We start from the raw sequence: 24,444 nt of genomic DNA, 5'->3' as shown, positions 1-24,444 counted from the left end.
CGTTGTCTAGGCTGGGCGACATCATGGCCGACTCCCCGCGCTTCGACGGCGCCCGCATCCTCAAGCCCGGATTCCCCGGCGACACGGGAGAGGCGGACCCCGCGGTGGTCTCGGCGCTGGCCTCCTTCGACCGCACGCCGGCCGCCTTCGCCGCGGCCGTCTCCGCCCTGGCCGGCAGCCGCCTGCTGGTCCCCGTGGTGGCGGTGCTGGGGGAGGTGGAGATCGACGAGGCCGGCCTGGCCCACGACAAGTCCAGCGACATGGCCGCCGTCCTGCTCACCGGGGGAGACGGCAGGCTGGCGCTGCTCGCCTTCACCTCGACCCAGTCGCTCGCCGCCTGGGACCCGCAGGCCCGTCCGGTGCCGGTGACGGCCGAGGTGGCCGCGCTCAGCGCGGTCCAGGAGCAGGCGGACGCCCTGGTCGTCGACGTCGCGGGTCCCAGCCCCTTCGTGCTGGAGGGACAGGACCTCGAGGCGTTCGCCGCGGGCTGGAAGCTGGCCCAGGTGGGCGACCGCTACGGCTGGCTGCGGCCCGGCGAGTGAGGCGGTCCGGCGCCGGCTTGGCGCCGGCGGACCGCCTCGGGTAGCATCGAGGAGTTGACCCGACGTGCCCGGAACCACGGGCCCGTCACCAAGCGGAGGCTTGCAAGACGTCTCCCACCCGCACCGACCGCGCAAGGTCGTCGGGTCCGGTCACGGAACAACCCCGTGGGGTGGTTCCGGAGTGTTCCCGGAGTTGTGCTGGGGGATGCGTCTGACTGGCTTCCGCTTGGAACGAGCGGGAGCCATCGTCCATTTCGGAGACGGTGTCCTCGCACAAGACCACTGGAGGACACATCAGCACAGAGCTGCGTATCAACGACCGGATCCGGGTTCCCGAGGTCCGTCTCGTTGGACCCAACGGCGAGACGGTCGGCATCGTGCCGACCGACCAGGCACTCAAGCTTGCCCAGGAAGCCGACCTCGACCTCGTCGAGATCGCTCCCCAGGGGCGTCCGCCCGTCTGCAAGCTCATGGACTACGGGAAGTTCAAGTACGAGAACGCCCAGAAGGCCCGTGAGGCACGGCGGAACCAGACGAACGTCATCATCAAGGAGATGAAGCTTCGTCCCAAGATCGACGCTCACGACTACGAGACGAAGAAGGGCCACGTGGTCCGCTTCCTCAGCGCCGGTGACAAGGTCAAGATCACGATCATGTTCCGCGGTCGCGAGCAGCACCGTCCCGAGCTCGGCTTCAGGCTGCTCCAGCGGCTCGCCGAGGACGTCGCGGAGCTGGGCTTCGTCGAGTCCGCGCCCAAGCAGGACGGCCGCAACATGATCATGGTCCTGGGGCCGAACAAGAAGAAGGCCGACGCCAAGGTCGAGATGCAGGCGGCCAAGGAGACCAAGGCCGCCGAGAGGGCCGCGGCCGAGGCCGAGGAGCGCGCCGCGTTCGCGCCCGAGGCGGGCCGCAAGATCGCCCAGAAGAAGGAGCGCGGCCGTTCGGAGAACCTCGACCCCGAGATCGAGGCCTGAGCACCCACCCATACTTCGGCGACCCGGCCCGGTCGTCGTACGCACCACGAGAAGAGAGAGCATCGACATGCCCAAGAACAAGAGCCACTCCGGTGCCGGCAAGCGCTTCCGCGTGACCGGTTCGGGCAAGATCCTTCGCGAGAAGGCCGGCAAGCGTCACAACCTGGAGAAGAAGCCCTCCAAGGTGACCCGTCGGATGACCGGGACCGTCGAGGTCGCCAAGGCTGACGTTCCGCGTGCCAAGAAGATGCTGGGTCTCTGACCGCTCTTCACCCCCTCACACTTCCTCCCGGTCCGCCGACCGGGGTGACAGACAGCAACAAGGAGTAAGAAATGGCACGCGTCAAGCGGGCAGTCAACGCCCACAAGAAGCGCCGGGTCGTCCTCGAGCGCGCCTCCGGCTACCGCGGTCAGCGGTCGCGGCTCTACCGCAAGGCCAAGGAGCAGGTCACCCACTCGCTGGTCTACAGCTACAACGACCGCCGCAAGAACAAGGGCAACTTCCGCAAGCTGTGGATCCAGCGGATCAACGCTGCCGCCCGCGCCAACGGGATGACCTACAACCGCTTCATCCAGGGCCTCAACCTGGCCGGCATCGAGGTCGACCGCAAGATCCTCGCCGAGCTGGCCGTCAACGACGCGCCCGCGTTCGCCGTTCTCGTCGAGGCCGCGAAGGCTGCCCTCCCCGAGGACGTCAACGCCCCCAAGGCCTCCTGACCACGCTGTGGTGACTCCTCTGTCCGCGGGCAACGCCCGCGTGAAGGAGGCCAGGAAGCTCAGCCGCCGCTCGGTCCGCACCGAGCGGCGGCTTTTCCTTGCCGACGGTCCGAAGGCCGTCGAGGGTGCCCTCTCGGTCCCGGGGTGCGTCGTCGAGGTCTTCGCCTCGGTGGCTGCCGCCGACCAGTTCGCGGCCCTGCTGGAGCCCGCGCCGCGGCTCACCCTGGTGGAGGACCGCGCCCTCGCCGGCCTCTCCGACTCCGTCACCCCGGCCGGCGTCGTCGCGGTCTGCCGGTTCCTCGACGTGACCATCTCGCGTGCGCTCGAGCTGGCGGGCGACCACGGCGGCCCGCGCCTGGTCACCGTCTGCCACGAGATCCGCGACCCGGGCAACGCGGGTGCGGTGATCCGGGTCAGCGACGCGGCGGGGGCCGACCTCGTCGTCCTGACCGGCAGCTCCGTCGACCCCTACAACGCCAAGGCGGTGCGGGCGTCGGTGGGCAGCCTGTTCCACCTGCCCGTGGTGGTGGAGCCCGACCTCGAGGCGGTGCTGGCCGCGCTGCGTGGGGCCGGGGTCTCGGTGCTCGCGGCCGACGGCTCGGGGGAGAGCGACCTCTTCGGGACCGACCTCGCCGGGCCCACCGCCTGGCTCTTCGGCAACGAGGCTCACGGCCTTCCTGACGAGGTCTCCGCCACGGCCGACGCCCGGGTGGCCATCCCGATCCACGGCCGGGCGGAGAGCCTGAACCTCTCCACCGCCGCCGCCGTCTGCCTCTACGCCAGCGCACGGGCACAGCGTCCCTCCGCCTGACCCCGGCCGCCGGTCCGGGAGGCGGGCGCCCGCGCGCCGCAGCCGGGCCTGCGCCCGGTCGGCTGGTTAGATGCTCCGCGTGACTGACACCACCCTGGACCTGCTCCCGGACGGGGTCGTCGTGTCGGATGCCGATGGCTGCGTCACCGCCCTCAACAAGGTGGCCCGGGAGATGCTCGGCGGCTCTGCGGTGCAGGGCCGCCCGCTGACCGAGGTGCTGACCCTGGTCGACCAGGCCGGCCGGGACTGGTGCGCCTGGAACGCGCCCTACGGTGGCCTCGGCACCCGGACCGGGGTGCCGGAGCAGTCCTGGCTGCTGCCCAGCGGTGGCGAGGTGCTGGTCAGCGCCCGGATGCACCGGCCCGCGCCCCACGCGCCGGTCGAGCAGGTGGCGGTCTGCCTGCGCAGCGGCCGCGGCCGCGAGCGCCTCGACCGCGAGCGCTCCGACCTCGTCGCCACCGTCGCGCACGAGCTGCGCTCCCCGCTGACCGGGGTCAAGGGGTTCGTCCAGGCCATGCTCAACCGCTGGGACCAGCTCAGCGACGAGCAGAAGAAGCTGATGCTCGAGACGGTCAACGCCGACGCCGACCGGCTGGCGCGGCTCATCGCCGAGCTCCTCGACGTCGCCCGCATCGACACCGGCCGGCTCAGCCTCTATCCGCGTGAGGTCGACGCGGAGGTGCTGGTGCGCCGCGTCGTCGACTCGGTGCAGGCCGCGACCTCGCGCACGCTGGTGCTCGAGGCGCCCGCCGGCGGTGTGGGGGTGTTCGCCGACCCCGACAAGCTCACCCAGGTGGTCACCAACCTGGTCGAGAACGCCGTGCGGCACGGTGACGGCACGGTCCGGGTCCACCTGGAGAGGGCGGCGGCCGACCAGCGCGCCGGAGCCGTCCTGGTGGTCACCGACGAGGGTGAGGGCATCCCGGAAGCCCTGCGCCGTCGGGTGCTGACGAAGTTCTGGACCTCCGGCGCGGCCGGCGGCTCCGGCCTGGGCATGTACATCGCCCACGGCCTCACCCGCGCCCACGGCGGGCACCTCTCCATCGACGACCGTCCCGGCGGCGGTGCCCGGGTCACCATCGAGTGGCCGGGGGAGGACCGCCGACCCGAGTGAGGGCGTCTGCCCGGAAGCGCCAGGACCTGCCCGGATCTGCACCGAACCTCCACGAGTCGTCACCACCACCGACACGGCTCGGCTCCTAGGGTCGTGACCATGGTGCAGACGGTGGCGCAGACGGTGGGCGGCGCGCGACGCGTGGTCCTGGTGGTGGAGGACGACGCGGCGATCAACCAGGCGCTGGCCGACCGCCTGGTCGCCGAGGGCTACGAGGTGGAGCGAGCCTTCGACGGTCCCGGCGCGGTCGCCCGGGCCGCGGCCAGTCCCCCGGACGTCGTGGTCCTGGACGTGATGCTGCCGGGCTACGACGGCCACGAGGTCTGCCGTCGGCTCCAGGCCGAGCGCCCCGTCCCGGTGCTGATGCTCACCGCCCGAGACGAGGAGGCCGACGTGCTGGTCGGCCTCGGAGTGGGCGCGGACGACTACCTCACCAAGCCCTTCCGGATGCGGGAGGTGGTGGCGCGGGTGGCCGCCCTGCTGCGCCGGGTGGAGCGGGCCGAGGAGCTGGCCAGCACCGCGTCCGGTCTCCGGCCGCTGGTGGTGGGCGCGGTGTGCGTCGACCGGGCCGCACGGCGTACCACCGTGGCCGGCGAGGCGGTCCACCTGACGCCCACCGAGTTCGACCTGCTGGCCTGCCTGGCCGCGGAGCCGGGACGGGTGCTGACCCGTGAGCAGCTGCTCGCGCGGGTCTGGGGCTGGGCCGAGGCGTCGGGGACCCGGACGGTCGACAGCCACGTCAAGGCGCTGCGCGCCAAGATCGGCGTGCACCGCATCCGGACCGCGCACGGCGTCGGCTACGCCCTGGAACGCCCGGAGGGGGAACAGTGAGCGCGCTGGATCCGCTGGGGTCGATCCGCACCAAGCTCGGCGCGCTGGTCGCGGCCTCGGTGCTGGTGGCCGCCCTGGTGGCCACGGTGGGAGCGGCCGCCGGCGTGCCGGCCTGGCTCGGCCTCCCGGTGACGGTGCTCCTGGCGCTGGCGGTGACCCAGCTGCTGGCCGCCGGGATGGTCGCCCCGTTGCGCGAGATGACGCATGCCTCCGAGCAGATGGCCCGCGGGGACTACGCGATCCGCGTGGTGACCCCCAACACCGACGAGGTGGGGCAGCTCGCCGCCGCGTTCAACACCATGGCCGCCGACCTCGCCCGGGCCGACGCGGAGCGCCGTGACCTGGTGGCGACCGTCTCCCACGAGCTGCGCACCCCGGTCGCCGCGCTGGGCGCCCAGCTGGAGAACCTGGTCGACGGCGTGGTGCCGGCCGACCGGCGACACCTGGCCGAGGCACTCGGCACGGCCGAGCGCCTCGGCGACCTGGTCGCCGACCTGCTCGCGCTCTCCCGGCTGGAGGCCGGTGTCGTGGAGCTGGCCCCGGCCCCGACCGACCTCGCCGAGCTCGTCGCGGAGTGTGTGGACCAGGTGCGCCGCGCCGGCCGTGAGGCACCGGTGCGGGTGGAGGTGCCGCCGGGCATGTCGGTCCTGGTCGACCCCGCCCGGCTGCGTCAGCTCCTGGTCAACGCCCTGGACAACGCCGCCCGCCACACCCCGCCGGAGGGCGGGGTGACGGTCGCCGCTGGGCCCGCGGGGCCCGCTGCGACCCGCCCGGAGGAGCAGGAGGGCTGGTGGCTGGAGGTCCGGGACCAGGGGCCGGGCGTCCCGGCGGCCGACCGGGAGCGCGTCTTCGAGCGCTTCGGCACCGACCCCACGGGCGGGGGCACCGGCCTCGGCCTGGCGATCGCCCGCTGGGTGGCCGGCCTGCACGGCGGGACCCTGCGCTTCGTCGACCCCGGACCGGAGGGTGGCGCCCGGCTCCGCCTCGAGCTGCCCGCCGGCGCCCCCGCAGCCCCCGCCGGCTCGTCCGCCGCCCCTGTCCGAGCAGTCCCCGCAGCCGTCGGCGGCGACGCCGGTGACGCCGGGCCGCGGACACCGGGCACCCGGTCCGCGCCGCCGCCGACGGCGGGCCCCGAGCCGACGACCGTGCCGGTCTCCGCCCTGGACCAGCTCTTCGGTCAGGTGTGGCCGGAGCGGGCTCCGGGGGCCGACCTGCGGCCGGTGCTGGGCGCCCTCGCGGTGGGGGTGCTGGCGGGGGCGACGGTGGCGTTCTCCGGTCCCGGCCTCTCCTGGACCCTGGTGCTGCTGGCGGCCGGGCTGTGCGCCGGGCTGGCCTCCGCGCGGCTCTCCGACCGGTTCACCCTCGCCTGCGGGGTGCTCGCCGCCGCCCTGGTCTCCACGGTGGCGCTGCGGGCCAACCAGGGCCTCGCGGTGCTCGCCGTCCTGACCGCCGCCGGTGTCTTCCTCGCCGGGGTGACGGGCGCCCGCACCTTCCGGGGGATACTCCTCAGCGGCGTCGCCTGGCCGGTCGCCGGCCTGCGTGGGCTGCCCTGGTTCGGCCGCACGCTCCGGCTCGTCGGGACGCGGGGCCGGGGTCCCGCGGTGGTCCGGACGGTGCTCGTCTCCGTCCTGGCCGCCTCCGTCTTCGCGCTCCTCTTCGCCTCGGCCGACCTCACCTTCGCCCGCTGGCTCGACGCGCTGGTGCCGGAGGCCGGCTTCGACGAGGCGGTGGCCCGGGTCTTCGTGACGCTGGCGGTCTTCGGCATGACGCTGGCCGCGGCCTACCTGGCCCGCAACCCGGCCCGGGTGGATCCGGTGGCCACGGCCCTCGTCCCGGCCAGGTCGCGCTGGGAGTGGCTGGTGCCCCTGCTCGCCGTCGACGCGGTCTTCGTGGTCTTCGTGGCCGCCCAGGCCCGGGTCGTGCTCGGCGGCCACGCCTACGTCCGCCGTACCGCCGACCTGAGCTATGCCGACTACGCCCACCAGGGCTTCGGGCAGTTGGTGGTGGCCACCGCACTCACGCTGCTGGTGGTCTGGGCGGCGGCGCGACGGGTCGGCCCCGACGCCGGCGACCGTCGCCTGCTGCAGGCCGCGGCCGGGCTCCTCGGGGTCCTGGCGCTGGGCGTCGTCGCCTCGGCGCTGGGGCGGATGGCGGTCTACCAGGACGCCTACGGGTTCACCACCCTGCGGCTGGTGGTCAACGTCTTCGAGGGATGGCTCGGCCTGGTGGTGGCGGCGGTGCTGGTGCTGGGTCTGCTCGGGCGTACGGCGTGGGTGCCGCGCCTCGCCCTGCTCTCCGGTGGCCTCTCCCTGCTCGGGCTGCTGCTGGTCAACCCCGACGCCTGGGTGGCCGAGCGCAACATCGAGCTCTACGAGCGGACCGGCAACCTGGACGCCGCCTACCTCTCCGAGCTCTCCGACGACGCCGTGCCGGTCCTGGTCGAGCGCCTCCCCGAGGACGTGGCCCGGTGCGTGCTGGCGCTGCGGACCTCCGGCTCCACTGGGGCGGCGGGGGAGGAGCAGGGGTGGCAGGACTGGACGTGGTCACGCTCCCGCGCCCAGCGCGAGCTCGAACGGCTCCCGGGTGTCACCGCGGCCGACCCGCCCGAGTGCCGCGCGGTGCTCCCGCCCCCGGGTCCCAGCGCGAGGGTCCGTGCAGATCCGCCCTAGACTCTGACGAGTCCCCATCACCGCTGGAAAGGGAGCCATGTCCGGCCCCAACACCGACTACGACCCTGTCGAGGTGACCCCGCTCAAGGCCGAGCAGGTCGAAGCGATGCGCGACGCGGCCCTGGCCGCGATCGCCGCCGCCGGCGACCTCGACGCACTCAAGCAGGTCCGGCTCGACCACGCGGGCGACCGCTCGCCGCTGGCGCTCGCCAACCGCGAGATCGGCGCGCTCCCGCCGCAGGCGCGCAAGGAGGCCGGTCAGCGGGTCGGCCAGGCGCGGGGCGCGGTGTCGAAGGCGCTGGCCCAGCGTCAGGAGACGCTGGAGGCCGAGCACGAGGAGCGGATGCTGCGCACCGAGACGGTCGACGTCACTCTCCCCACCACCCGGCGCCGGCGCGGCTCGCGCCACCCCCTGACGCTCCAGTCCGAGCTGATCGCCGACATCTTCACCTCCATGGGCTGGGAGATCGCGGAGGGTCCGCTGGTGGAGGCCGAGTGGCTCAACTTCGACGCCCTCAACCTGGGTCCGGACCACCCGGCCCGCACCATGCAGGACACCTTCTGGACCGAGCCCGCCGGCAACCACGTCGTGCTGCGCACCCAGACCTCGCCGGTGCAGGCCCGCACGATGCTGACCCGCCGGCCCCCGATCTACGTCGCCTGCCCCGGCCGGGTCTTCCGCACCGACGAGTACGACGCCACGCACAGCCCGATGTTCCACCAGGTCGAGGGCCTGGTGGTCGACGAGGGCATCACGATGGCCCACCTCAAGGGCGCCCTGGACCACTTCGCGGCTCGCCTCTTCGGCGAGGGCATCGGCACCCGCTTCCGCCCCTCCTACTTCCCCTTCACCGAGCCGTCCGCCGAGGTCGACCTGCAGTGCTTCGTGTGCCGCGGGGAGAACCCCGAGGAGTGCCGGACCTGCCGGGGAGAGGGGTGGATCGAGTGGGGCGGCTGCGGCGTGGTCAACCCGCGCGTGCTGGTGGCCTGCGGCGTCGACCCGGAGGTCTACTCCGGCTTCGCCTTCGGCATGGGGATCGACCGGTCCTTCATGTTCCGGCACGACCTGGGAGACCTGCGCCCGCTCTTCGAGGGCGACGTGCGCTTCAGTTCCGCCTTCGGCACCGAGATCTGAGGAGAAGACGATGAAGGCCCCCCTCTCCTGGATCAAGGAGTACGTCGACGTCCCCGCCGACGTGACCACCGAGGAGCTCACCCGCCGGCTGACGGCCACCGGGCTCAAGCTCGAGGCGATCGACAGCCCCGGCGCCCAGATCACCGGACCGCTGGTGATCGGCCGGGTCCTGACCATGGAGCCCGAGCCGCAGAAGAACGGCAAGACCATCAACTGGTGCACCGTCGACGTCGGCGACGCCAACGGCACCGGTGAGCCGCAGGGCATCGTGTGCGGTGCCCACAACTTCGCCCCCGGCGACCTGGTGGTGGTGATCCTCCCCGGCGGCGTGCTCCCCGGGAACTTCGCCATCTCCGCCCGCAAGACCTACGGCCACGTCTCGGCCGGGATGATCTGCTCGGCCCGTGAGCTCGGGCTGGGGGAGGAGCACGACGGCATCATCGTGCTGCCCGCCGACGCCGGGGAGCCCGGCCAGGACGTCCGCGCGGTGCTCGGCCTGGACGAGGAGATCATCGAGTTCGAGGTGAACCCCGACCGGGCCTACGCGCTCTCCCTGCGCGGGATCGCCCGCGAGGTGGCCGTCTCCGTCGAGGGCGCCACCGGCTTCCGGGACCCGGCGCTGCGCGACTGCCCGCCCGCCAACGACCAGGGTCACCCGGTGGTGCTGGAGGACCAGGCCGGCTGCCCCGTCTTCGTGGCGCGCAAGGTGACCGGCTTCGACCCCGCCGCCCCCACCCCGCGCTTCATGGCCGAGCGCCTGGAGGCCGCCGGCATGCGCTCGATCTCGTTGGCGGTCGACGTCACCAACTACGTGATGCTCGAGACCGGCCGGCCGATCCACGGCTACGACGCCGACAAGGTGCAGGGCCCCCTCGTGGTGCGCCGCGCCGCCGCCGGCGAGCGGCTGGTCACCCTCGACGGCACCCAGCGGGTGCTGTCGGAGGAGGATCTCGTGGTCACCGACAACTCGGGGATCATCGGGCTCGGCGGGGTGATGGGCGGCGAGACGACCGAGATCTCCCAGACCACCACCTCGATCCTGGTCGAGGCGGCGCACTGGGATGCCGTCTCGATGTTCCGCACCGGCAAGCGCCACAAGATCACCTCCGAGGCCGGCAAGCGCAACGAGCGGGGCGTCGACCCCACGATCTGCGAGGCCGCGGCCGACCGGGTCGTCGAGCTGCTGGTCACCCACGGCGGGGCCCGGGCCGACGCCGGTGTCACCGTCGTGGGCACCCCGCCCGCGATGCCCACCATCACCGTGGCCGGTGACCTCGCTGCCCGGGTCTCAGGGATGGAGATCTCCGAGGAGGAGTGCGTCGAGGCGCTCCGCGCCGTCGGTTGCGAGGTGACGGGGAGCGGCTCCCTGAGCGTCGTTCCCCCGCCGTGGCGCCCCGACCTCACCGATCCCCAGGACACCACCGAGGAGGTCATCCGGCTCGTCGGCTACGACCGGGTCCCGTCGGTGGTGCCGGTGCCGCCGGCCGGCCGCGGACTGACCCGGACGCAGCGCCTGCGGCGCCGGCTCTCGCGGGCAGCGGCCGGCGAGGGATACACCGAGGTCGTCACCTTCCCGTTCGTGGGCGAGGCCGACCTCGACGCCCTGGGCATCGAGGCGGGTGACCCCCGCCGCGACACGCTGCGGCTGGCCAACCCGTTGAGCAACGAGGCGCCCTGCATGACCACCACGGTCCTGCCCGGGCTGCTGCGCGCGGCGGCGAAGAACGTCGGCCTCGGCGCGACCTCGTTCGGCCTCTTCGAGACCGCCACCGTCACCCTGCCCACCGGCGGCGTCGCGCCGATCCTCCCGGTCGACCGGCGACCCACCGAGGACGAGCTGGCGGCCCTGGAGGCCGCGCTGCCCCGCCAGCCGCTGCACCTGGGGCTGGTGGCCGTCGGTGAGGCCGACGCGTCCGGCTGGTGGGGCGAGGGCCGGGCCGTCTCGTGGGCGGACGCGGTCGACGCGGTCCGCGCGCTGGCCGACTCGGTCGGCCTGCTCGTCGAGGCTCGCGGGGTCGAGCACGCCCCCTGGCACCCGGGACGCTGCGCGGAGCTGTCGGTGCGCGGACAGGTGATCGGCCACGCCGGCGAGCTGCACCCCACGGTGTGCGCCGCGGTGGGCCTGCCGCGCGGCAGCGTCGCCGCGGAGGTCGACCTCGACGTGCTCATCGACCGGGCGGTCGACCTCCGTCCCGCGCCCGTCTTCTCCAGCTATCCCGTGGCGAAGGAGGACGTCGCCCTGGTGGTCGAGGAGTCGGTCCCGGCCGCCGACGTCGAGGCCGCGCTGCGCGAGGGCGCCGGCGACCTCCTGGAGTCGGTCCGGCTCTTCGACGTCTACACCGGCGAGCAGGTCGGGGAGGGGCACAAGTCCCTGGCCTACGCGCTGCGGTTCCGGGCACCCGACCGCACCCTCAAGGAGGGTGAGGCGGCTGCCGCCCGGGCCGCCGCCGTGGCGCGGGCGACCGAGTCGACCGGGGCCGTCCAGCGCTGAGCGCCGACGGGTGACCTGGCGGCCGGGCGGGGCCGGGACGGGGCTGCGCTGAGACCGCCAGAACTGGGCGACGCGCCCATGGTGGAGAGAGCTCCGGCTTCCTAGCGTGACTGGTGTCACATCCACCGGGGCGATCGCCGCCCCCGCCCTCTCGGGAGCATCCATGAGGCACTCCAAGCGCCTGTCCGGCGCGATCCTGTCCCTGCTCGTCGGTCTCTCCGTCCTGGTGGGACCGAGCGGTCCCGCCGCGGCGGAGAGTCCGTACGAGCGAGGGCCGGACCCCTCGCAATCCAGCATCGAGGCACGGCGCGGTCCGTTCGCGGTCTCCTCGACCTCCGTCTCGGCCCTGTCCACCCCGGGGTTCGGCTCGGCCACCATCACCTACCCGACCTCGACCAGCGAGGGGACCTACGGGGTGGTCGCGGTCTCGCCGGGCTACACGGCCTCGGAGTCGACCATCTCCTGGCTCGGTCCCCGGATCGCGTCGCAGGGCTTCGTGGTGATCACCTTCAACACCCAGTCGCGCCTCGACCAGCCCGGACAGCGCGGTGACCAGCTCCTGGCCGCCCTCGACTACGTGGTGCGGAGCAGCAGCGCCACGGTCCGGCAGCGGGTCGACCCCAACCGCCTGGCGGTGATCGGTCACTCGATGGGCGGTGGAGGCACCCTGGAGGCCGCGAAGGACCGGCCGTCCCTGCAGGCCACCATCGGCCTCACTCCGTGGAACCTCGACAAGAGCTGGCCCGAGATCAGCACGCCCAGCCTGGTGATCGGCGCCGAGAGCGACAGCGTGGCGGCCGTCGGGTCGCACGCGATCCCCTTCTACCAGTCGATCCCGTCCTCGACCCCCAAGGCCTACCTGGAGCTGAACAACGCCAGCCACTTCGCGCCCAACAGCGAGAACACCACCATCGCCTCGAGCACGATCAGCTGGCTCAAGCTCTACGTGGACGACGACGAGCGCTACCGGCAGTTCCTGTGCCCCGGCCCCCGGCCCTCCACGTCGGGCGCGGTGTCGGACTACCGCAACACCTGCACCGCCTGAGCCCGCAACGCCGTCCGCTGCTCAGGTGATCGGCTGAGCGAGGACCGCGCGGAACCTGGCCAGCACGCCCGGGTCCCCGACGACGTGGAGCACGTCGTCGGGGGCCCGGTGCCACAACCAGGCGTCGAGATCGCCCGCCGGGCCCTGCACCACCGCCGCCGGCTCGTGCCCGGGGTCCGGCACCACCCGCAGGTCGTCCTCGTCGTACTTCGTACCGCGCTCGGGATGCGTGCCGGTGAACCGCACGAGGTTGACCCATACCTGGGCGTCGGTGTCCGTGCAGTCGATGCAGACGTGGAAGTCGGTCGGCTCCTGCGACCCCCACGGGGGGCAGCCGCCGTACATCACGGTCAGCGCCTCGTCGACGCCGTCCGTGGCCAGGACCGGGTCGAGGGCGGTCGGAGCGCCCACGGTCAGCTCCGCGTCCAGCCGGTGCACCAGGGCCTCGTGTGCCTGACGGCGCAGCACGAAGCCGACGGTGTGGTCCTGCGACCACGTCCACGCCTCCTCCTCGGGCCTGCCGCCGGCGAGCTGCTGCTGCAGGTCGGCGCTCGCCCGGTCGAAGAAGGCGAGCAGCTCGGCGCGGGAGCCGGGCCGCTCGGGTTGCGCCCCCTCGTCGGGCGGAGCGGGACGTCGGCGCAGCACCTCGGACCAGAAGTGCTGCACCTCTCCGAGGTGCCACAGCAGGTCGTCGGCGTCCCAGTCGGGGCAGCTCGGGACCCGGGCGTCGCCCGGCGCCGCCTCGAGGACGTCGCGGAATCGCGCCGTCTCCGTCTTCAGGTGCCTGAGGTACTGCGTCGGGTCCAGGCGTGTGGTCCCGCCGGGGATGGGGCCTTGCCGCAGGTGATCCATCGAATCACCGTAGTTCGGTCGGGTTCTCCTGCGAAGAGGCGTCCGGCCGCGAGACCCTGTGTGGGTGTCCGCCCTGGCCAAAGCCCTCGTTGCGCTCCTCGTCGTGCTGGCGACCGCGACGCCCGGGACCGGGTCGGCTGCGGGGGCCGACAGCGGGGCTGTGGTGCCGGAGGCCGCCCTCCGGATCGCCGTGCGGGGCGACTCGAGCAGTCACGGCTCCTCGGGCGACTACACGTGGCGCTACTTCCTGGACCGCCACCTCGCCGCCGTGGGGACCGACGCGGACCTGGTCGGCCCGAACAACGATCTCCACGACGACGCCTCCGGGTCGTCCCCGCACTACGCCGACCCGGACTTCGACACCGACCATGCCGCGCAGTGGGGTGACTCCCTCGCGCTGCCTCAGCTCTCCCTCGATGCGCTGATGGCCGCCCAGGACCCCGACGTCCTGGTGATCGCCCTCGGGACGAACGACCTTGCGTGGCTGGGACTGGGGCCCGTGGAGACCGTGACGGAGATGGGGAGGGTCGTCGAGCGCGCCCGGGCCTGGCGCCCGGACCTGCGCATCGTCGTCGTCGAGGTCACGACGCTGGACGTCCCCGGGGTCTCTCACTACAACGCGCTGCTCCTCGAGGAGGCGGCCCGCTGGTCGACGGAGACCTCGCCGGTGGCGGTGGCCCGGGCCGCGGCGGGGTTCGATGTCGCGGAGGACACCTGGGACAGCATGCACCCGGACACCTCGGGTCAGGTCAAGATCGCCGTGGCGGTGGCCGATGCGCTTGCCGCGCTGGGTGTGGGCGAGCCCTATCCCAGGCCGGCCCCGATGCCCGCGGACGGCCTGCGCAGCGCGTCCCGGCTCGACGGCGCCCAGGTGGCGGCCGGCCCACAGCTCCGGTGGGTCCCGGCGCCCGGAGCCACCGCGCACCAGCTGTGGGCCCAGGACCTCACCGAGGGGGGAGGGCCGGTCCTGCACCACGAGAAGCTGCTCGGCACCACGGCCACGATCCAGGGCCTCACGCCCGGCCACGAGTACGCCTTCTGGATCCTGCCGTGGAAGCACTACCGGCTCTCGCTCGCCGACGTTGCCAGCAACGTGATCACCCTGTGGGCCCCGCCGGCGCCGGCACGCGGCCTCAAGGTCGAGAAGCGCCGCGACGGCCTGCTCGCACGCTGGCGCCGGGTCCCGGGGGCGACGTCCTACCTGGTTTCCGTGCGAGGTCCACGGCGGGGCGCCGCGTGGCGTGCGCACCCGACCACGGCGCCTCGTCTCCTGGTGACGGGGCTGCGCTCCGGTGCGCGTCACAAGGTCGTCGTGCGCGCGGTCGGACCCGCCGGCCCGGGTGCTCCGTCGAAGCCGGTGACCGGGACCCCCGGTGGCCCGCGGCCCGCCGCTCCGGCCTGGTTCAGGGCCTCCCGGTCGTCGGGCACCAAGGTGGTCCTGCGGTGGGCGCGCAGCCGCCACGCCACCCACTACGTGGTGGAGGTCCGCACGGCTGGACGCCGGGGGCGCTGGACCGTGGTCAGGACGGTCCCCGTGCCCCGGCCGCGCCGCGTGACGGTGCGCGTGCGGGCGAGTGAGAGGGTGGAGTTCCGGGTACGCGTGCGCCACGACGACCTGGCCGGGCGAGGTGTCGCCCGACTGCTCCTCGGCCCTCCCTCTGCATGACAATGCAAATGCTGGTATAGATATGCACTGTGAGTGGGAAAGTGAAGGTCGCCGTTGCCGGAGCGAGCGGGTACGCCGGGGGTGAGGCGCTGCGCCTGCTGCTGGGCCACCCCGACGTCGAGATCGGGGCGTTGACCGGGGGCTCCAACGCCGGCCAGACCATGGGTTCGCTCGCACCACACCTCGTGCCCCTGGCGGACCGCGTGCTCGAGCCGACCACCGCCGAGGTGCTGGCGGGCCACGACGCCGTCATCCTGGGGCTGCCGCACGGCAAGTCCGCCGAGGTCGCCGAGGCGCTGGGGGAGGGGACCGTGGTCATCGACTGCGGCGCAGACTTCCGCCTGACCGATCCGGCGGCCTGGGAGAAGTTCTACGGCTCGGCTCACGCCGGCTCCTGGCCCTACGGCCTGCCCGAGCTCCCCGGCCAGCGCGAGCTGCTGGCCGGTGCGCGGCGCATCGCCGTGCCGGGCTGCTACCCCACCGTCTCGACGATCACGGCAGCCCCCGCCCTCGCGGCCGGACTGGTGACCCCCGACGTCACGGTGGTCGCCGCCAGCGGGACCTCCGGGGCCGGCAAGGCCGCCAAGACGCACCTGCTCGGCAGCGAGGTGATGGGCAACGCCTCGGCCTACGGGGTCGGCGGAGCCCACCGGCACACCCCGGAGATCGTCCAGAACCTGACCTCGGTCCACGGCGCGCAGGTGCGGGTCTCCTTCACCCCGCTCCTGGTGCCGATGCCGCGCGGCATCCTCGCCACCGTCTCGGCGCCGCTGGCGCGCGACGTGAGTCCTGAGCAGGCGTACGAGGCCTACGCGGCCTTCTGCGCCGACGAGCCCTTCCTGCACCTGCTGCCGTTCGGCCAGTGGCCACAGACCAAGTCGGTCGTCGGCTCCAACGCCGTGCACCTGCAGGTCACGGTCGACCGCGACGCCCGACGACTCGTGGCGGTCGGCGCGGTGGACAACCTCACCAAGGGCACCGCGGGGGCCGCCGTCCAATGCCTCAACCTCGCCCTCGGGCTCGAGGAGACCACCGGACTCAACACGATCGGACTCGCACCATGACCACGACCCACCCCGCCGGCTTCCTCGCCGCCGGCGTCACCGCAGGCCTCAAGACCAGCGGTGGCAAGGACCTCGCCCTGGTGGTCAACCAGGGGCCCACCTTCGACTCGGCCACCGTCTTCACCGCCAACCGCTGCAAGGCCAACCCGGTGCTGTGGAGCCAGGAGGTCGTCAAGGACGGCGTCGTCCGCGCCGTCGTCCTCAACTCCGGCGGCGCCAACTGCTACACCGGCCCCGACGGCTTCGCCACCACGCACGCCGTGGCCGAGCGGGTGGCGGACCGGCTCGGCATCGGCGCCATCGACGTCGTCGTCTGCTCCACGGGCCTGATCGGCCTGGCGAATCCCCGTGAGCTCCTGCTCGACGGGGTCGACGCCGCGCACGCCGGTCTGAGCGCCGAGGGCGGCACCGACGCTGCCGCCGCCATCATGACCACCGACACGGTGAGCAAGACCGTGGTGGTCGAGGGCGCCGGCTGGTCGATCGGGGGGATGGCCAAGGGCGCGGGGATGCTCGCGCCGCAGCTCGCCACCATGCTGGTCGTGCTCACCACGGACGCGGTGGTCCCGGCGAGCGACCTCGACGCCGCGCTCCGGGCGGCCACCCGCGTCTCCTTCGACCGCCTCGACTCCGACGGCTGCATGTCGACCAACGACACCGTGACCGTGATGGCCAGCGGTGCGTCGGGCATCACCCCGACGCCCGAGGACTTCACCGAGGCGCTCGCCCGCGCCTGCACCGACCTGGCGATGCAGCTGCTCAAGGACGCCGAGGGCGCCGACCACGAGATCGCGATCACCGTGCTCAACGCGGCCAGCGAGGAGGACGCCGTGGAGGTCGGTCGCAGCATCGCCCGCAGCAACCTCTTCAAGGCTGCGGTCTTCGGCAAGGACCCCAACTGGGGCCGGGTGCTGGCCAGCGTCGGCACCACCGCGGCGGCGTTCGACCCGGCCGACCTGGACGTCGCGATGAACGGCGTGTGGGTCTGCCGCAGCTCCACCCCCGCCGAGGACCCCGCCAAGGTGGACCTCTCCGGCCGCGAGGTCACCGTGACGGTCGACCTCAAGGCCGGCGACCAGCGGGCGACCGTCTGGACCAACGACCTGACCCACGCCTACGTCCACGAGAACAGCGCGTACAGCTCATGACAGAACGCAGCAAGAACGCCCCCGACCCCGCCAAGGCCGCCACCCTCGCGGAGGCCCTGCCCTGGCTCAAGCGCTACCACGGCCGCACCATCGTGGTGAAGTACGGCGGCAACGCGATGATCGACGACTCCTTGAAGGTCGCCTTCGCCGAGGACATCGCCTTCCTGCGGTTCGCCGGCTTCAAGCCGATCGTGGTGCACGGCGGAGGCCCCCAGATCTCCGCGATGCTGGACCGGCTCGGCATCGAGTCGGAGTTCCGCGGCGGGCTGCGCGTCACCACCCCCGAGGCGATGGACGTGGTCCGGATGGTGCTCGTCGGGCAGGTGCAGCGCGAGCTCGTCGGCCTGATCAACCAGCACGGGCCGCTGGCCGTCGGGCTCTCCGGCGAGGACGCCGGGCTCTTCACCGCCGAGCCGGCCAACACCATGGTCGACGGCGAGCAGGTCGACCTGGGCCTGGTCGGCGAGGTCGCCTCCGTGCGACCCGAGGCGGTCCAGGACCTCCTCGAGGCGGGGCGCATCCCGGTCATCTCCTCGGTCGCCCCCGACCAGGACGGCCTGGTCCACAACGTCAACGCCGACACCGCCGCGGCTGCCTTGGCGGCGGCGCTCGGCGCCGAGAAGCTGTTGGTGCTGACCGACGTCGAAGGCCTCTACCGCGACTGGCCCGACAGCGACGACGTCATCCAGGAGATCGCCCCGGAGGCGCTGGCCGAGCTGATGCCCTCGCTGGCCAGCGGCATGGTGCCCAAGATGCGAGCCTGCCTCAACGCCGTCCAGAACGGGGTGCAGCGCGCCACGGTGGTCGACGGCCGCCAGCCGCACGCGGTGCTGCTGGAGATCTTCACCGACGAGGGGGTCGGCACCCAGGTGCTCCCCGGCGTGGAGACCAAGATCCGCAAGGCCTACTCGAGCGCAGGGGAGAAGACGTCGTGACGTGGCAGGAGCGCTACACCGCCTCGCTGATGAACACCTTCGGCACGCCGTCTCTCGAGCTGGCGCGCGGCGAGGGTGCGCGGGTGTGGGACACCGACGGCAAGGCGTACCTCGACCTCTTCGGTGGCATCGCGGTCAACTCCCTGGGCCACGCCCACCCGGCCGTGGTGGAGGCCGTGACCCGTCAGCTCGGCACCCTGGGCCACGTCTCCAACCTCTTCGCCAGCGAGCCGCAGCTGCTGCTGGCCGAGCGGCTCGCCGAGCTGCTCGGGCACGGCACGAAGGTGTTCTTCTCCAACTCCGGCGCCGAGGCCAACGAGGCCGCCTTCAAGCTCTCCAGGCTCACCGGTCGCACCCACGTGGTCGCCGCCGAGGGCGGTTTCCACGGCAGGACCATGGGGGCACTCGCGCTGACCGCCAAGGAGGCCTACCGGACGCCGTTCGAGCCGCTCCCCGGCGAGGTGACCTGGGTGCCGTACGGCGACTCCGAGGCCCTGGCCGCGGCCGTCACGGACCGCACCGCCGCCGTCGTCCTCGAGCCGCTCCAGGGCGAGGCCGGTGTCCGGGTGCCGCCGTCCGGCTACCTGAGCGACGCCCGGCGGATCACCTCCGAGCACGGGGCGCTGCTCTGGTTCGACGAGGTGCAGACCGGGATCGGGCGCACGGGGGAGTGGTTCGCCCACCAGGTCGTCCCGGGCCTGGTGCCCGACGTCGTCACCCTGGCCAAGGGCCTCGGCGGCGGCCTCCCGATCGGGGCCACCCTGGCCACCGGGGCAGCGGCCGACCTCTTCACCCCCGGCAACCACGGCACCACCTTCGGCGGGAACCCGGTGTCGTGCGCGGCGGCCCTGGCCGTGCTGGACACCCTGGCCTCGACCGGGCTGCTCGAGCAGGTGCGGCGGGTCGGGAAGCGGCTCGCGGACGAGCTCGCGGCGCCCAACCAGGTCCTCGAGGTGCGCGGTGCCGGCCTCATGCTCGCCGCTGAGCTGGACGGCGAGCACGCGCCCGCCGTCGTCGCCGCGGCGCGCGAGGCGGGGTTCCTGCTCAACGCCACCGGCCCGTCCACCCTCCGGTTCGTACCGCCGCTGGTGATCACCGAGGACGACGTGGCCGAGCTGGCTGCCGTGTGGCCCGACCTCCTGGCCCGGGGGGCAGGGGCATGACCGCCCCGGTGCGCCACCTGCTGGCCGACGACGACCTCACCCCGGCCGAGCAGGCCGAGGTGCTCGACCTGGCCGCCGCGCTCAAGGCCGAGCCCTTCTCCCGTCGTCCCCTCGAGGGCCCGCGGACGGTGGCGATGGTCTTCGACAAGCAGACGCTGCGTACCCAGACCTCCTTCTCGGCCGGCATCGCCGAGCTGGGCGGGTTCCCGATGGTGGTCGACGGCGTCCTGGCCGGCATCGGGGTGCGGGAGTCGGTGGCCGACGTCGCCCGCGTGCTGGGCCGTCAGGCCTCGGCGATCGTGTGGCGCACCGGCCCCCAGGAGCGGCTCGAGGAGATGGCCCGGCACGCCGGCGTCCCGGTGGTCAACGCGCTCACCGACGACTACCACCCGTGCCAGCTGCTGGCCGACCTCCTGACGATCCGTGAGCACCGGGGCGAGCTGGCCGGCGCCACTGTCGCCTTCGTCGGCGACGGCGCCTGCAACATGGGCAACTCCTGGCTGCTCGCGGGAGCCACGGCCGGCATGCACGTGCGCATCGGTGCTCCGCGGGGCTACCAGCCGTCGCCCGAGGTGGTGGCCAGGGCGGTGGGCATCGGGGATCGCACCGGTGGCTCCGCGGTCGTGGTCGAGGACCCGCGCGCGGCCGTCGAGGGGGTCGACGTGGTGGTCACCGACACCTGGGTGTCGATGGGCTTCGAGGAGCAGTCGGCCGACCGGGTGGCGGCCCTGACCCCGTACGCGGTCACCGGCGCGACGCTGGATCTGGCCGCCCCCGACGCGATCGTGATGCACTGCCTGCCCGCCTACCGCGACCGGGAGATCAGTGCGGAGGTCCTCGACGGCCCACGCAGCGTGGTCTGGGACGAGGCGGAGAACAGGCGGCACGCGCAGAAGGCCGTGCTGACCTGGCTGCTGGAGTCCGGCGGGTGAGCGAGATGGGCAGCACTCCGACGACCAAGAGCGCGCGACTGCGCCGCATCATCGACCTGGTGACCCATCACGAGGTGCGGTCCCAGTCGGAGCTGGCGGAGCTGCTGGCCGCCGACGGGCTGCACGTGACCCAGGCCACGCTGTCGCGTGACCTCGTCGAGCTCGACGCGGTCAAGGTCCGCGCGGCCGACGGCTCGCTGGTCTACGCCGTGCCGGCCGAGGGCGGCGCGCGGGGCGTGGCGCCGCAGGAGACCACCGCGGCCTCGCACCACCGCCTGGCCCGGCTCTGCGCGGAGCTCCTGGTGAGCGCCGAGTCCACCGGGAACATGGTCGTCCTGCGCACTCCTCCGGGAGCCGCGCAGTTCCTGGCCTCCGCCTTCGACCGCGCCGAGCTGGCCGACGTCCTGGGCACCATCGCCGGCGACGACACATTGCTGGTGATCGGACGGCACGAGGGGAGTGGCGAGGAGCTCGCCCGACGATTCTTGGCGCTTGCGAGCAGCTCTCAAGCGCCCTGAACCCCAGCTCCCGCACCTCCTCCCACACGAACCAAGACAAGGAACACACCAGTGAGCAAGGTCCTGACTTCCCTTCCCGTCGGCGAGCGGGTCGGCATCGCCTTCTCCGGCGGCCTCGACACCTCCGTGGCAGTCGCCTGGATGCGCAACAAGGGTGCGGTGCCCTGCACCTACACCGCCGATCTGGGGCAGTACGACGAGCCGGACATCTCCAGTGTCCCCGACCGCGCCACCGAGTACGGCGCCGAGATCGCCCGGGCCGTCGACTGCCGGGGCCCGCTGGTCGAGGAGGGCCTGGCGGCGCTGGCCTGTGGCGCCTTCCACATCCGCTCCGGCGGGCGCGCCTACTTCAACACCACCCCACTGGGTCGCGCGGTGACCGGCACGATGCTGGTCCGGGCGATGCACGAGGACGGGGTCGACATCTGGGGTGACGGGTCGACCTTCAAGGGCAACGACATCGAGCGCTTCTACCGCTACGGGCTGCTGGCCAACCCGGACCTGCGGATCTACAAGCCGTGGCTGGACGCCGACTTCGTCCAGGAGCTCGGCGGCCGGGCCGAGATGAGCCAGTGGCTCACCGAGCAGGGCCTGCCCTACCGGGACAGCAAGGAGAAGGCGTACTCCACCGACGCCAACATCTGGGGCGCCACCCACGAGGCCAAGACGCTCGAGCACCTCGACGTCTCGCTGGAGACGGTGGAGCCGATCATGGGCGTGAAGTTCTGGGACCCGTCGGTCCACATCGAGACCGAGGACGTCACCCTGCGCTTCGAGTCGGGTCGCCCCGTCGCGATCAACGGCACGCGCTACGACGACCCGGTGGCCCTGGTCCACGAGGCCAACGCGATCGGCGGGCGCCACGGGCTGGGCATGTCCGACCAGATCGAGAACCGGATCATCGAGGCCAAGTCGCGCGGCATCTACGAGGCGCCCGCGATGGCCCTGCTCTGGGCGGGCTACGAGCGGCTGCTCAACGCGATCCACAACGAGGACACCATCGCCAACTACCACGCGGAGGGTCGCCGGCTCGGGCGGCTCCTCTACGAAGGCCGGTGGCTGGACCCGCAGGCCCTGATGCTGCGCGAGGCGATCCAGCGCTGGATCGCCTCCCTGGTCACCGGCGAGGTGACGCTGCGGCTGCGGCGGGGCGAGGACTACACCATCCTGCGTACCGACGGCCCGGCGTTCTCCTACCACCCCGACAAGCTCTCGATGGAGCGGACCGAGAACGCCGCCTTCGGGCCGACCGACCGGATCGGGCAGCTGACGATGCGCAACCTCGACATCGCCGACTCCCGGGCCAAGCTGGAGCTCTACGCGGCCCAGCCGCTCGATGAGGGCCAGGTCCTCGTGGAGAACGGTCACCTGCTCGGCAAGATCGAGAAGGGCGGTGCGGAGCGGATCGCGGAGAACCCCCAGGCCGAGCGCGACATCGCCGAGCTGGCGCTGGACCACGCGGCCATGGAGGCCGGGACCGACTGAGGTCGGCCCGGGCGAGAGAGGAGCACGACGTGACTGAGAAGAGCGGCACCAACACCGGCATGCTGTGGGGCGGACGCTTCGCCGGCGGCCCGTCCCCGGAGCTCGAGGCGCTGTCGCGCTCGACGCACTTCGACTGGCGGCTCACCCCCTACGACCTGGCCGGGTCGCGGGCCCACGCCAACGCCCTGCACGTGGCCGGCCTGCTCAGCGACGCCGACCACGCCGCCCTGATCGGCGGCCTGGAGCGGCTGGGGGAGCGGTTCGCCGCCGGCGCCCTGCTGCCCGCGCCCTCCGACGAGGACGTGCACGGCGCGCTCGAGCGCCTGCTGCTCGAGGAGGTCGGCCCGGAGGTGGGGGGCCGGCTCCGCGCCGGGCGCAGCCGCAACGACCAGATCGCGACGCTCTTCAAGGTCTTCCTGCGTGACCACGCGCGGGTGGTGGCCGGGCAGGTGCTCGACCTGGTCGACGTGCTCTCGCGTCAGGCCGAGGAGCACCTGGACGCGATCATGCCGGGGCGCACCCACCTCCAGCACGCCCAGCCGGTGCTGCTCTCCCACCACCTGCTGGCGCACGCGTGGCCGCTGCTGCGAGACGTCGACCGTCTCTGCGACTGGGACGCCAGGGTGGCCGCCGACTCTCCCTACGGGTCCGGCGCGCTCGCCGGCAGCACCCTGGGGCTGGACCCGGAGGCGGTCGCGGCCGAGCTGGGGTTCACCGGCTCGACCGCGAACTCGCTGGACGGCACGGCCGCACGCGACTTCGTCGCGGAGTTCGCGTTCGTCACCGCGATGATCGGGGTCGACGTCAGCCGCATGGCCGAGGACGTCATCCTCTGGTCCACCCGCGAGTTCGGCTTCGTGACGCTGCACGACTCGTGGTCCACCGGCTCGAGCATCATGCCGCAGAAGAAGAACCCCGACATCGCCGAGCTGGCGCGCGGCAAGGCGGGCCGCCTGGTCGGCAACCTGGCCGGGGTTCTGGCCACTCTCAAGGCGCTGCCGCTGGCCTACAACCGGGACCTCCAGGAGGACAAGGAGCCGGTCTTCGACTCCGTCGACACCCTCGAGGTCCTGCTGCCGGCCTTCACCGGCATGGTCGCGACGCTGACCTTCAACACCGAACGGATGGCCGAGCTGGCACCCCAGGGGTTCTCCCTGGCCACCGACATCGCGGAGTGGCTGGTGCGCGAGGGCACCCCCTTCCGGGTCGCCCACGAGGTCGCCGGCGCCTGCGTGCGCCGCTGCGAGGAGCTCGGCCTCGAGCTGCACGAGCTCTCCGACGAGCAGTTCGCCGAGATCTCGCCCGACCTCTCCCCGCGGGTGCGCGAGGTCCTGACCGCGCAGGGATCCGTGGCGGCGCGGAACGGCCGCGGGGGCACCGCACCCGTGCGGGTGCGCGAGCAGCTGGGCGAGGTCGGGCAGCGCGCCCGGGCCCTCCGTGACCGGCTGGCCTGAGGCCCGTCGGCTCCTCTCGGGGGCGGCGCTCGACGTCGCCCCCCGGTTGCTCGGCGCCCTGCTGAGCGTCAACGGCGTCACCCTCCGGCTGACCGAGGTCGAGGCATACGAGGGGGAGGGTGACCCCGGGTCCCACGCCTACCGCGGACAGACCGGGCGCAACGCCACCATGTTCGGCCCGCCCGGGCACCTCTACTGCTACCGCATCTACGGCCTGCACACCTGCGCCAACGTGGTCTGCGGCCCGGAGGGCGACGCATCCGCCGTCCTCCTGCGCGCCGCGGAGGTCGTCGAGGGCGAGGAGCTGGCCCGGGCCCGCCGCGGTGACCTGCCCGCGGAGCGGCTGGCCCGGGGGCCGGCCAACCTGGTCCAGAGCCTGGGTCTCGGCGTGGCCGACGACGGGATGTCCCTCCAAGGGCATCTGCGTCTCGGGCCCCCGGTCGCCTCGAGCAGCGTCTCGGCCGGCCCACGCGTGGGTCTGAGGCACGCGGCGGACCGGCCTTGGAGGTTCTGGATCACCGGAACCGCCTCCGTCTCGGCCTACCGGCCGGCAGCACGCCGCGGGGTGCCGAACCGCCCAAAGGGCCTCTGACCTGGGCAAACGCGTAGACGCACCCCCCGAGTTGGCGCTCTCGCAGGATGTGGGCTAATGTTTCACCTGTCGCCGCGAGCGGCTCCCCGCCACTGGCCTTCTTGGCCGAAGCAGGGGAGGGTCTCGCACGGCGGCCGCCCGGATCGGCTTCGTCTTGACGAAGAGGGTCCAGCCAAGTAAAGTTGGCGAGGTTGTCCCGGTACAAGGATCGAGAGATCTGCGGTCGGGTGCGATTGATTCTTGAGAACTCAACAGTGTGTCATAGTCGACGAATTAGTTTGTTATGCCCCGTCAACATGATGTGGT

22 protein-coding genes are annotated in these 24,444 nt (G+C 73.0%); 21 read left to right on the top strand and 1 reads right to left on the bottom strand.

Translation table 11 applies throughout. The annotated features are described in order from the left end of the window. Window positions 1–23: 23 nt before the first annotated feature. The 11 genes from AC4BGE_RS18630 to AC4BGE_RS18580 all read left to right on the top strand — a co-directional run bounded on the left by AC4BGE_RS18630 (window position 24) and on the right by AC4BGE_RS18580 (window position 12,329). Window positions 24–542, top strand: a complete 519-nt coding sequence (locus AC4BGE_RS18630) for an SseB family protein (RefSeq protein ID WP_490570193.1) — start codon at window positions 24–26, stop codon at window positions 540–542. A 263-nt stretch (window positions 543–805) separates the two neighbouring features. Beyond that, entirely contained in the window at window positions 806–1,516 is a 711-nt protein-coding gene (gene infC, locus AC4BGE_RS18625; RefSeq protein ID WP_490570194.1) for a translation initiation factor IF-3, read from the top strand. A 67-nt stretch (window positions 1,517–1,583) separates the two neighbouring features. After that, complete coding sequence (gene rpmI, locus AC4BGE_RS18620) at window positions 1,584–1,778, top strand: 50S ribosomal protein L35 (protein ID WP_157339999.1); 195 nt, start codon at window positions 1,584–1,586, stop codon at window positions 1,776–1,778. Between the two features lie 71 nt (window positions 1,779–1,849). Next, window positions 1,850–2,233, top strand: coding sequence for a 50S ribosomal protein L20 (gene rplT / locus AC4BGE_RS18615; protein WP_490570195.1), 384 nt, complete (start codon window positions 1,850–1,852; stop codon window positions 2,231–2,233). Between the two features lie 10 nt (window positions 2,234–2,243). Further along, the gene (locus tag AC4BGE_RS18610) at window positions 2,244–3,044 is read left to right on the top strand and encodes a TrmH family RNA methyltransferase (protein ID WP_490576254.1); all 801 of its coding nucleotides are present in this window, start codon (window positions 2,244–2,246) and stop codon (window positions 3,042–3,044) included. Window positions 3,045–3,123: 79 nt separating this feature from the next. Further along, window positions 3,124–4,158, top strand: a complete 1,035-nt coding sequence (locus tag AC4BGE_RS18605; protein ID WP_490576253.1) for a sensor histidine kinase — start codon at window positions 3,124–3,126, stop codon at window positions 4,156–4,158. Window positions 4,159–4,257: 99 nt separating this feature from the next. Further along, window positions 4,258–4,989, top strand: a complete 732-nt coding sequence (locus AC4BGE_RS18600; RefSeq protein WP_490570198.1) for a response regulator transcription factor — start codon at window positions 4,258–4,260, stop codon at window positions 4,987–4,989. Next, a complete protein-coding gene (locus AC4BGE_RS18595) occupies window positions 4,986–7,658 on the top strand; it encodes a DUF4153 domain-containing protein (protein WP_490576252.1) in 2,673 nt (890 codons plus the stop codon). Before AC4BGE_RS18600 ends, AC4BGE_RS18595 begins: the two co-directional genes overlap by 4 nt. 37 nt (window positions 7,659–7,695) lie before the next feature. Continuing rightward, window positions 7,696–8,793 carry a phenylalanine--tRNA ligase subunit alpha gene (pheS, locus tag AC4BGE_RS18590; RefSeq protein WP_490570200.1) on the top strand — a complete coding sequence of 366 codons (1,098 nt, stop codon included), beginning with the start codon at window positions 7,696–7,698 and terminating at the stop codon, window positions 8,791–8,793. Window positions 8,794–8,803: 10 nt separating this feature from the next. Next, on the top strand, window positions 8,804–11,284 hold the full coding sequence (gene pheT, locus AC4BGE_RS18585) for a phenylalanine--tRNA ligase subunit beta (protein ID WP_490576251.1): 2,481 nt from the start codon (window positions 8,804–8,806) through the stop codon (window positions 11,282–11,284). A 163-nt stretch (window positions 11,285–11,447) separates the two neighbouring features. Further along, window positions 11,448–12,329 carry an alpha/beta hydrolase family protein gene (locus tag AC4BGE_RS18580; RefSeq protein ID WP_490570202.1) on the top strand — a complete coding sequence of 294 codons (882 nt, stop codon included), beginning with the start codon at window positions 11,448–11,450 and terminating at the stop codon, window positions 12,327–12,329. A gap of 21 nt (window positions 12,330–12,350) precedes the next feature. On the opposite strand, the gene AC4BGE_RS18575 is transcribed toward AC4BGE_RS18580, so the two are convergent. Beyond that, entirely contained in the window at window positions 12,351–13,181 is an 831-nt protein-coding gene (locus tag AC4BGE_RS18575) for a maleylpyruvate isomerase family mycothiol-dependent enzyme (RefSeq protein ID WP_490576250.1), read from the bottom strand. A 64-nt stretch (window positions 13,182–13,245) separates the two neighbouring features. Here AC4BGE_RS18575 and AC4BGE_RS18570 point away from each other — a divergent pair, with 64 nt between their 5' ends. The 10 genes from AC4BGE_RS18570 to AC4BGE_RS18525 are packed head-to-tail and all read left to right on the top strand — an operon-like array spanning window position 13,246 to window position 24,138. Beyond that, the gene (locus tag AC4BGE_RS18570; RefSeq protein ID WP_490576249.1) at window positions 13,246–14,847 is read left to right on the top strand and encodes a GDSL-type esterase/lipase family protein; all 1,602 of its coding nucleotides are present in this window, start codon (window positions 13,246–13,248) and stop codon (window positions 14,845–14,847) included. Between the two features lie 29 nt (window positions 14,848–14,876). Continuing rightward, on the top strand, window positions 14,877–15,911 hold the full coding sequence (gene argC / locus AC4BGE_RS18565) for an N-acetyl-gamma-glutamyl-phosphate reductase (RefSeq protein WP_490576248.1): 1,035 nt from the start codon (window positions 14,877–14,879) through the stop codon (window positions 15,909–15,911). Then, window positions 15,908–17,059, top strand: a complete 1,152-nt coding sequence (gene argJ / locus AC4BGE_RS18560; protein WP_490576247.1) for a bifunctional glutamate N-acetyltransferase/amino-acid acetyltransferase ArgJ — start codon at window positions 15,908–15,910, stop codon at window positions 17,057–17,059. The genes argC and argJ overlap by 4 nt, the downstream gene beginning before the upstream one ends. Next, complete coding sequence (gene argB, locus AC4BGE_RS18555) at window positions 17,056–17,994, top strand: acetylglutamate kinase (protein WP_490570207.1); 939 nt, start codon at window positions 17,056–17,058, stop codon at window positions 17,992–17,994. The genes argJ and argB overlap by 4 nt, the downstream gene beginning before the upstream one ends. Before the next feature lie 29 nt (window positions 17,995–18,023). Continuing rightward, on the top strand, window positions 18,024–19,157 hold the full coding sequence (locus tag AC4BGE_RS18550; RefSeq protein WP_490576282.1) for an acetylornithine transaminase: 1,134 nt from the start codon (window positions 18,024–18,026) through the stop codon (window positions 19,155–19,157). Beyond that, the gene (gene argF / locus AC4BGE_RS18545) at window positions 19,154–20,089 is read left to right on the top strand and encodes an ornithine carbamoyltransferase (RefSeq protein WP_490570208.1); all 936 of its coding nucleotides are present in this window, start codon (window positions 19,154–19,156) and stop codon (window positions 20,087–20,089) included. The genes AC4BGE_RS18550 and argF overlap by 4 nt, the downstream gene beginning before the upstream one ends. Window positions 20,090–20,094: 5 nt before the next feature. Then, entirely contained in the window at window positions 20,095–20,607 is a 513-nt protein-coding gene (locus tag AC4BGE_RS18540; protein WP_490570227.1) for an arginine repressor, read from the top strand. A gap of 51 nt (window positions 20,608–20,658) precedes the next feature. Further along, the gene (argG, locus tag AC4BGE_RS18535; RefSeq protein WP_490576246.1) at window positions 20,659–22,092 is read left to right on the top strand and encodes an argininosuccinate synthase; all 1,434 of its coding nucleotides are present in this window, start codon (window positions 20,659–20,661) and stop codon (window positions 22,090–22,092) included. A gap of 59 nt (window positions 22,093–22,151) precedes the next feature. Continuing rightward, on the top strand, window positions 22,152–23,546 hold the full coding sequence (argH, locus tag AC4BGE_RS18530) for an argininosuccinate lyase (RefSeq protein WP_490576281.1): 1,395 nt from the start codon (window positions 22,152–22,154) through the stop codon (window positions 23,544–23,546). Further along, the gene (locus AC4BGE_RS18525) at window positions 23,530–24,138 is read left to right on the top strand and encodes a DNA-3-methyladenine glycosylase (RefSeq protein WP_490576245.1); all 609 of its coding nucleotides are present in this window, start codon (window positions 23,530–23,532) and stop codon (window positions 24,136–24,138) included. Before argH ends, AC4BGE_RS18525 begins: the two co-directional genes overlap by 17 nt. Window positions 24,139–24,444 lie beyond the last annotated feature (306 nt).

The organism is Nocardioides sp. Z50_6 (assembly GCF_058215755.1).
Note: the sequence above shows the minus strand (reverse complement) of the source record. Positions and strands in the feature narration are given on the sequence as shown.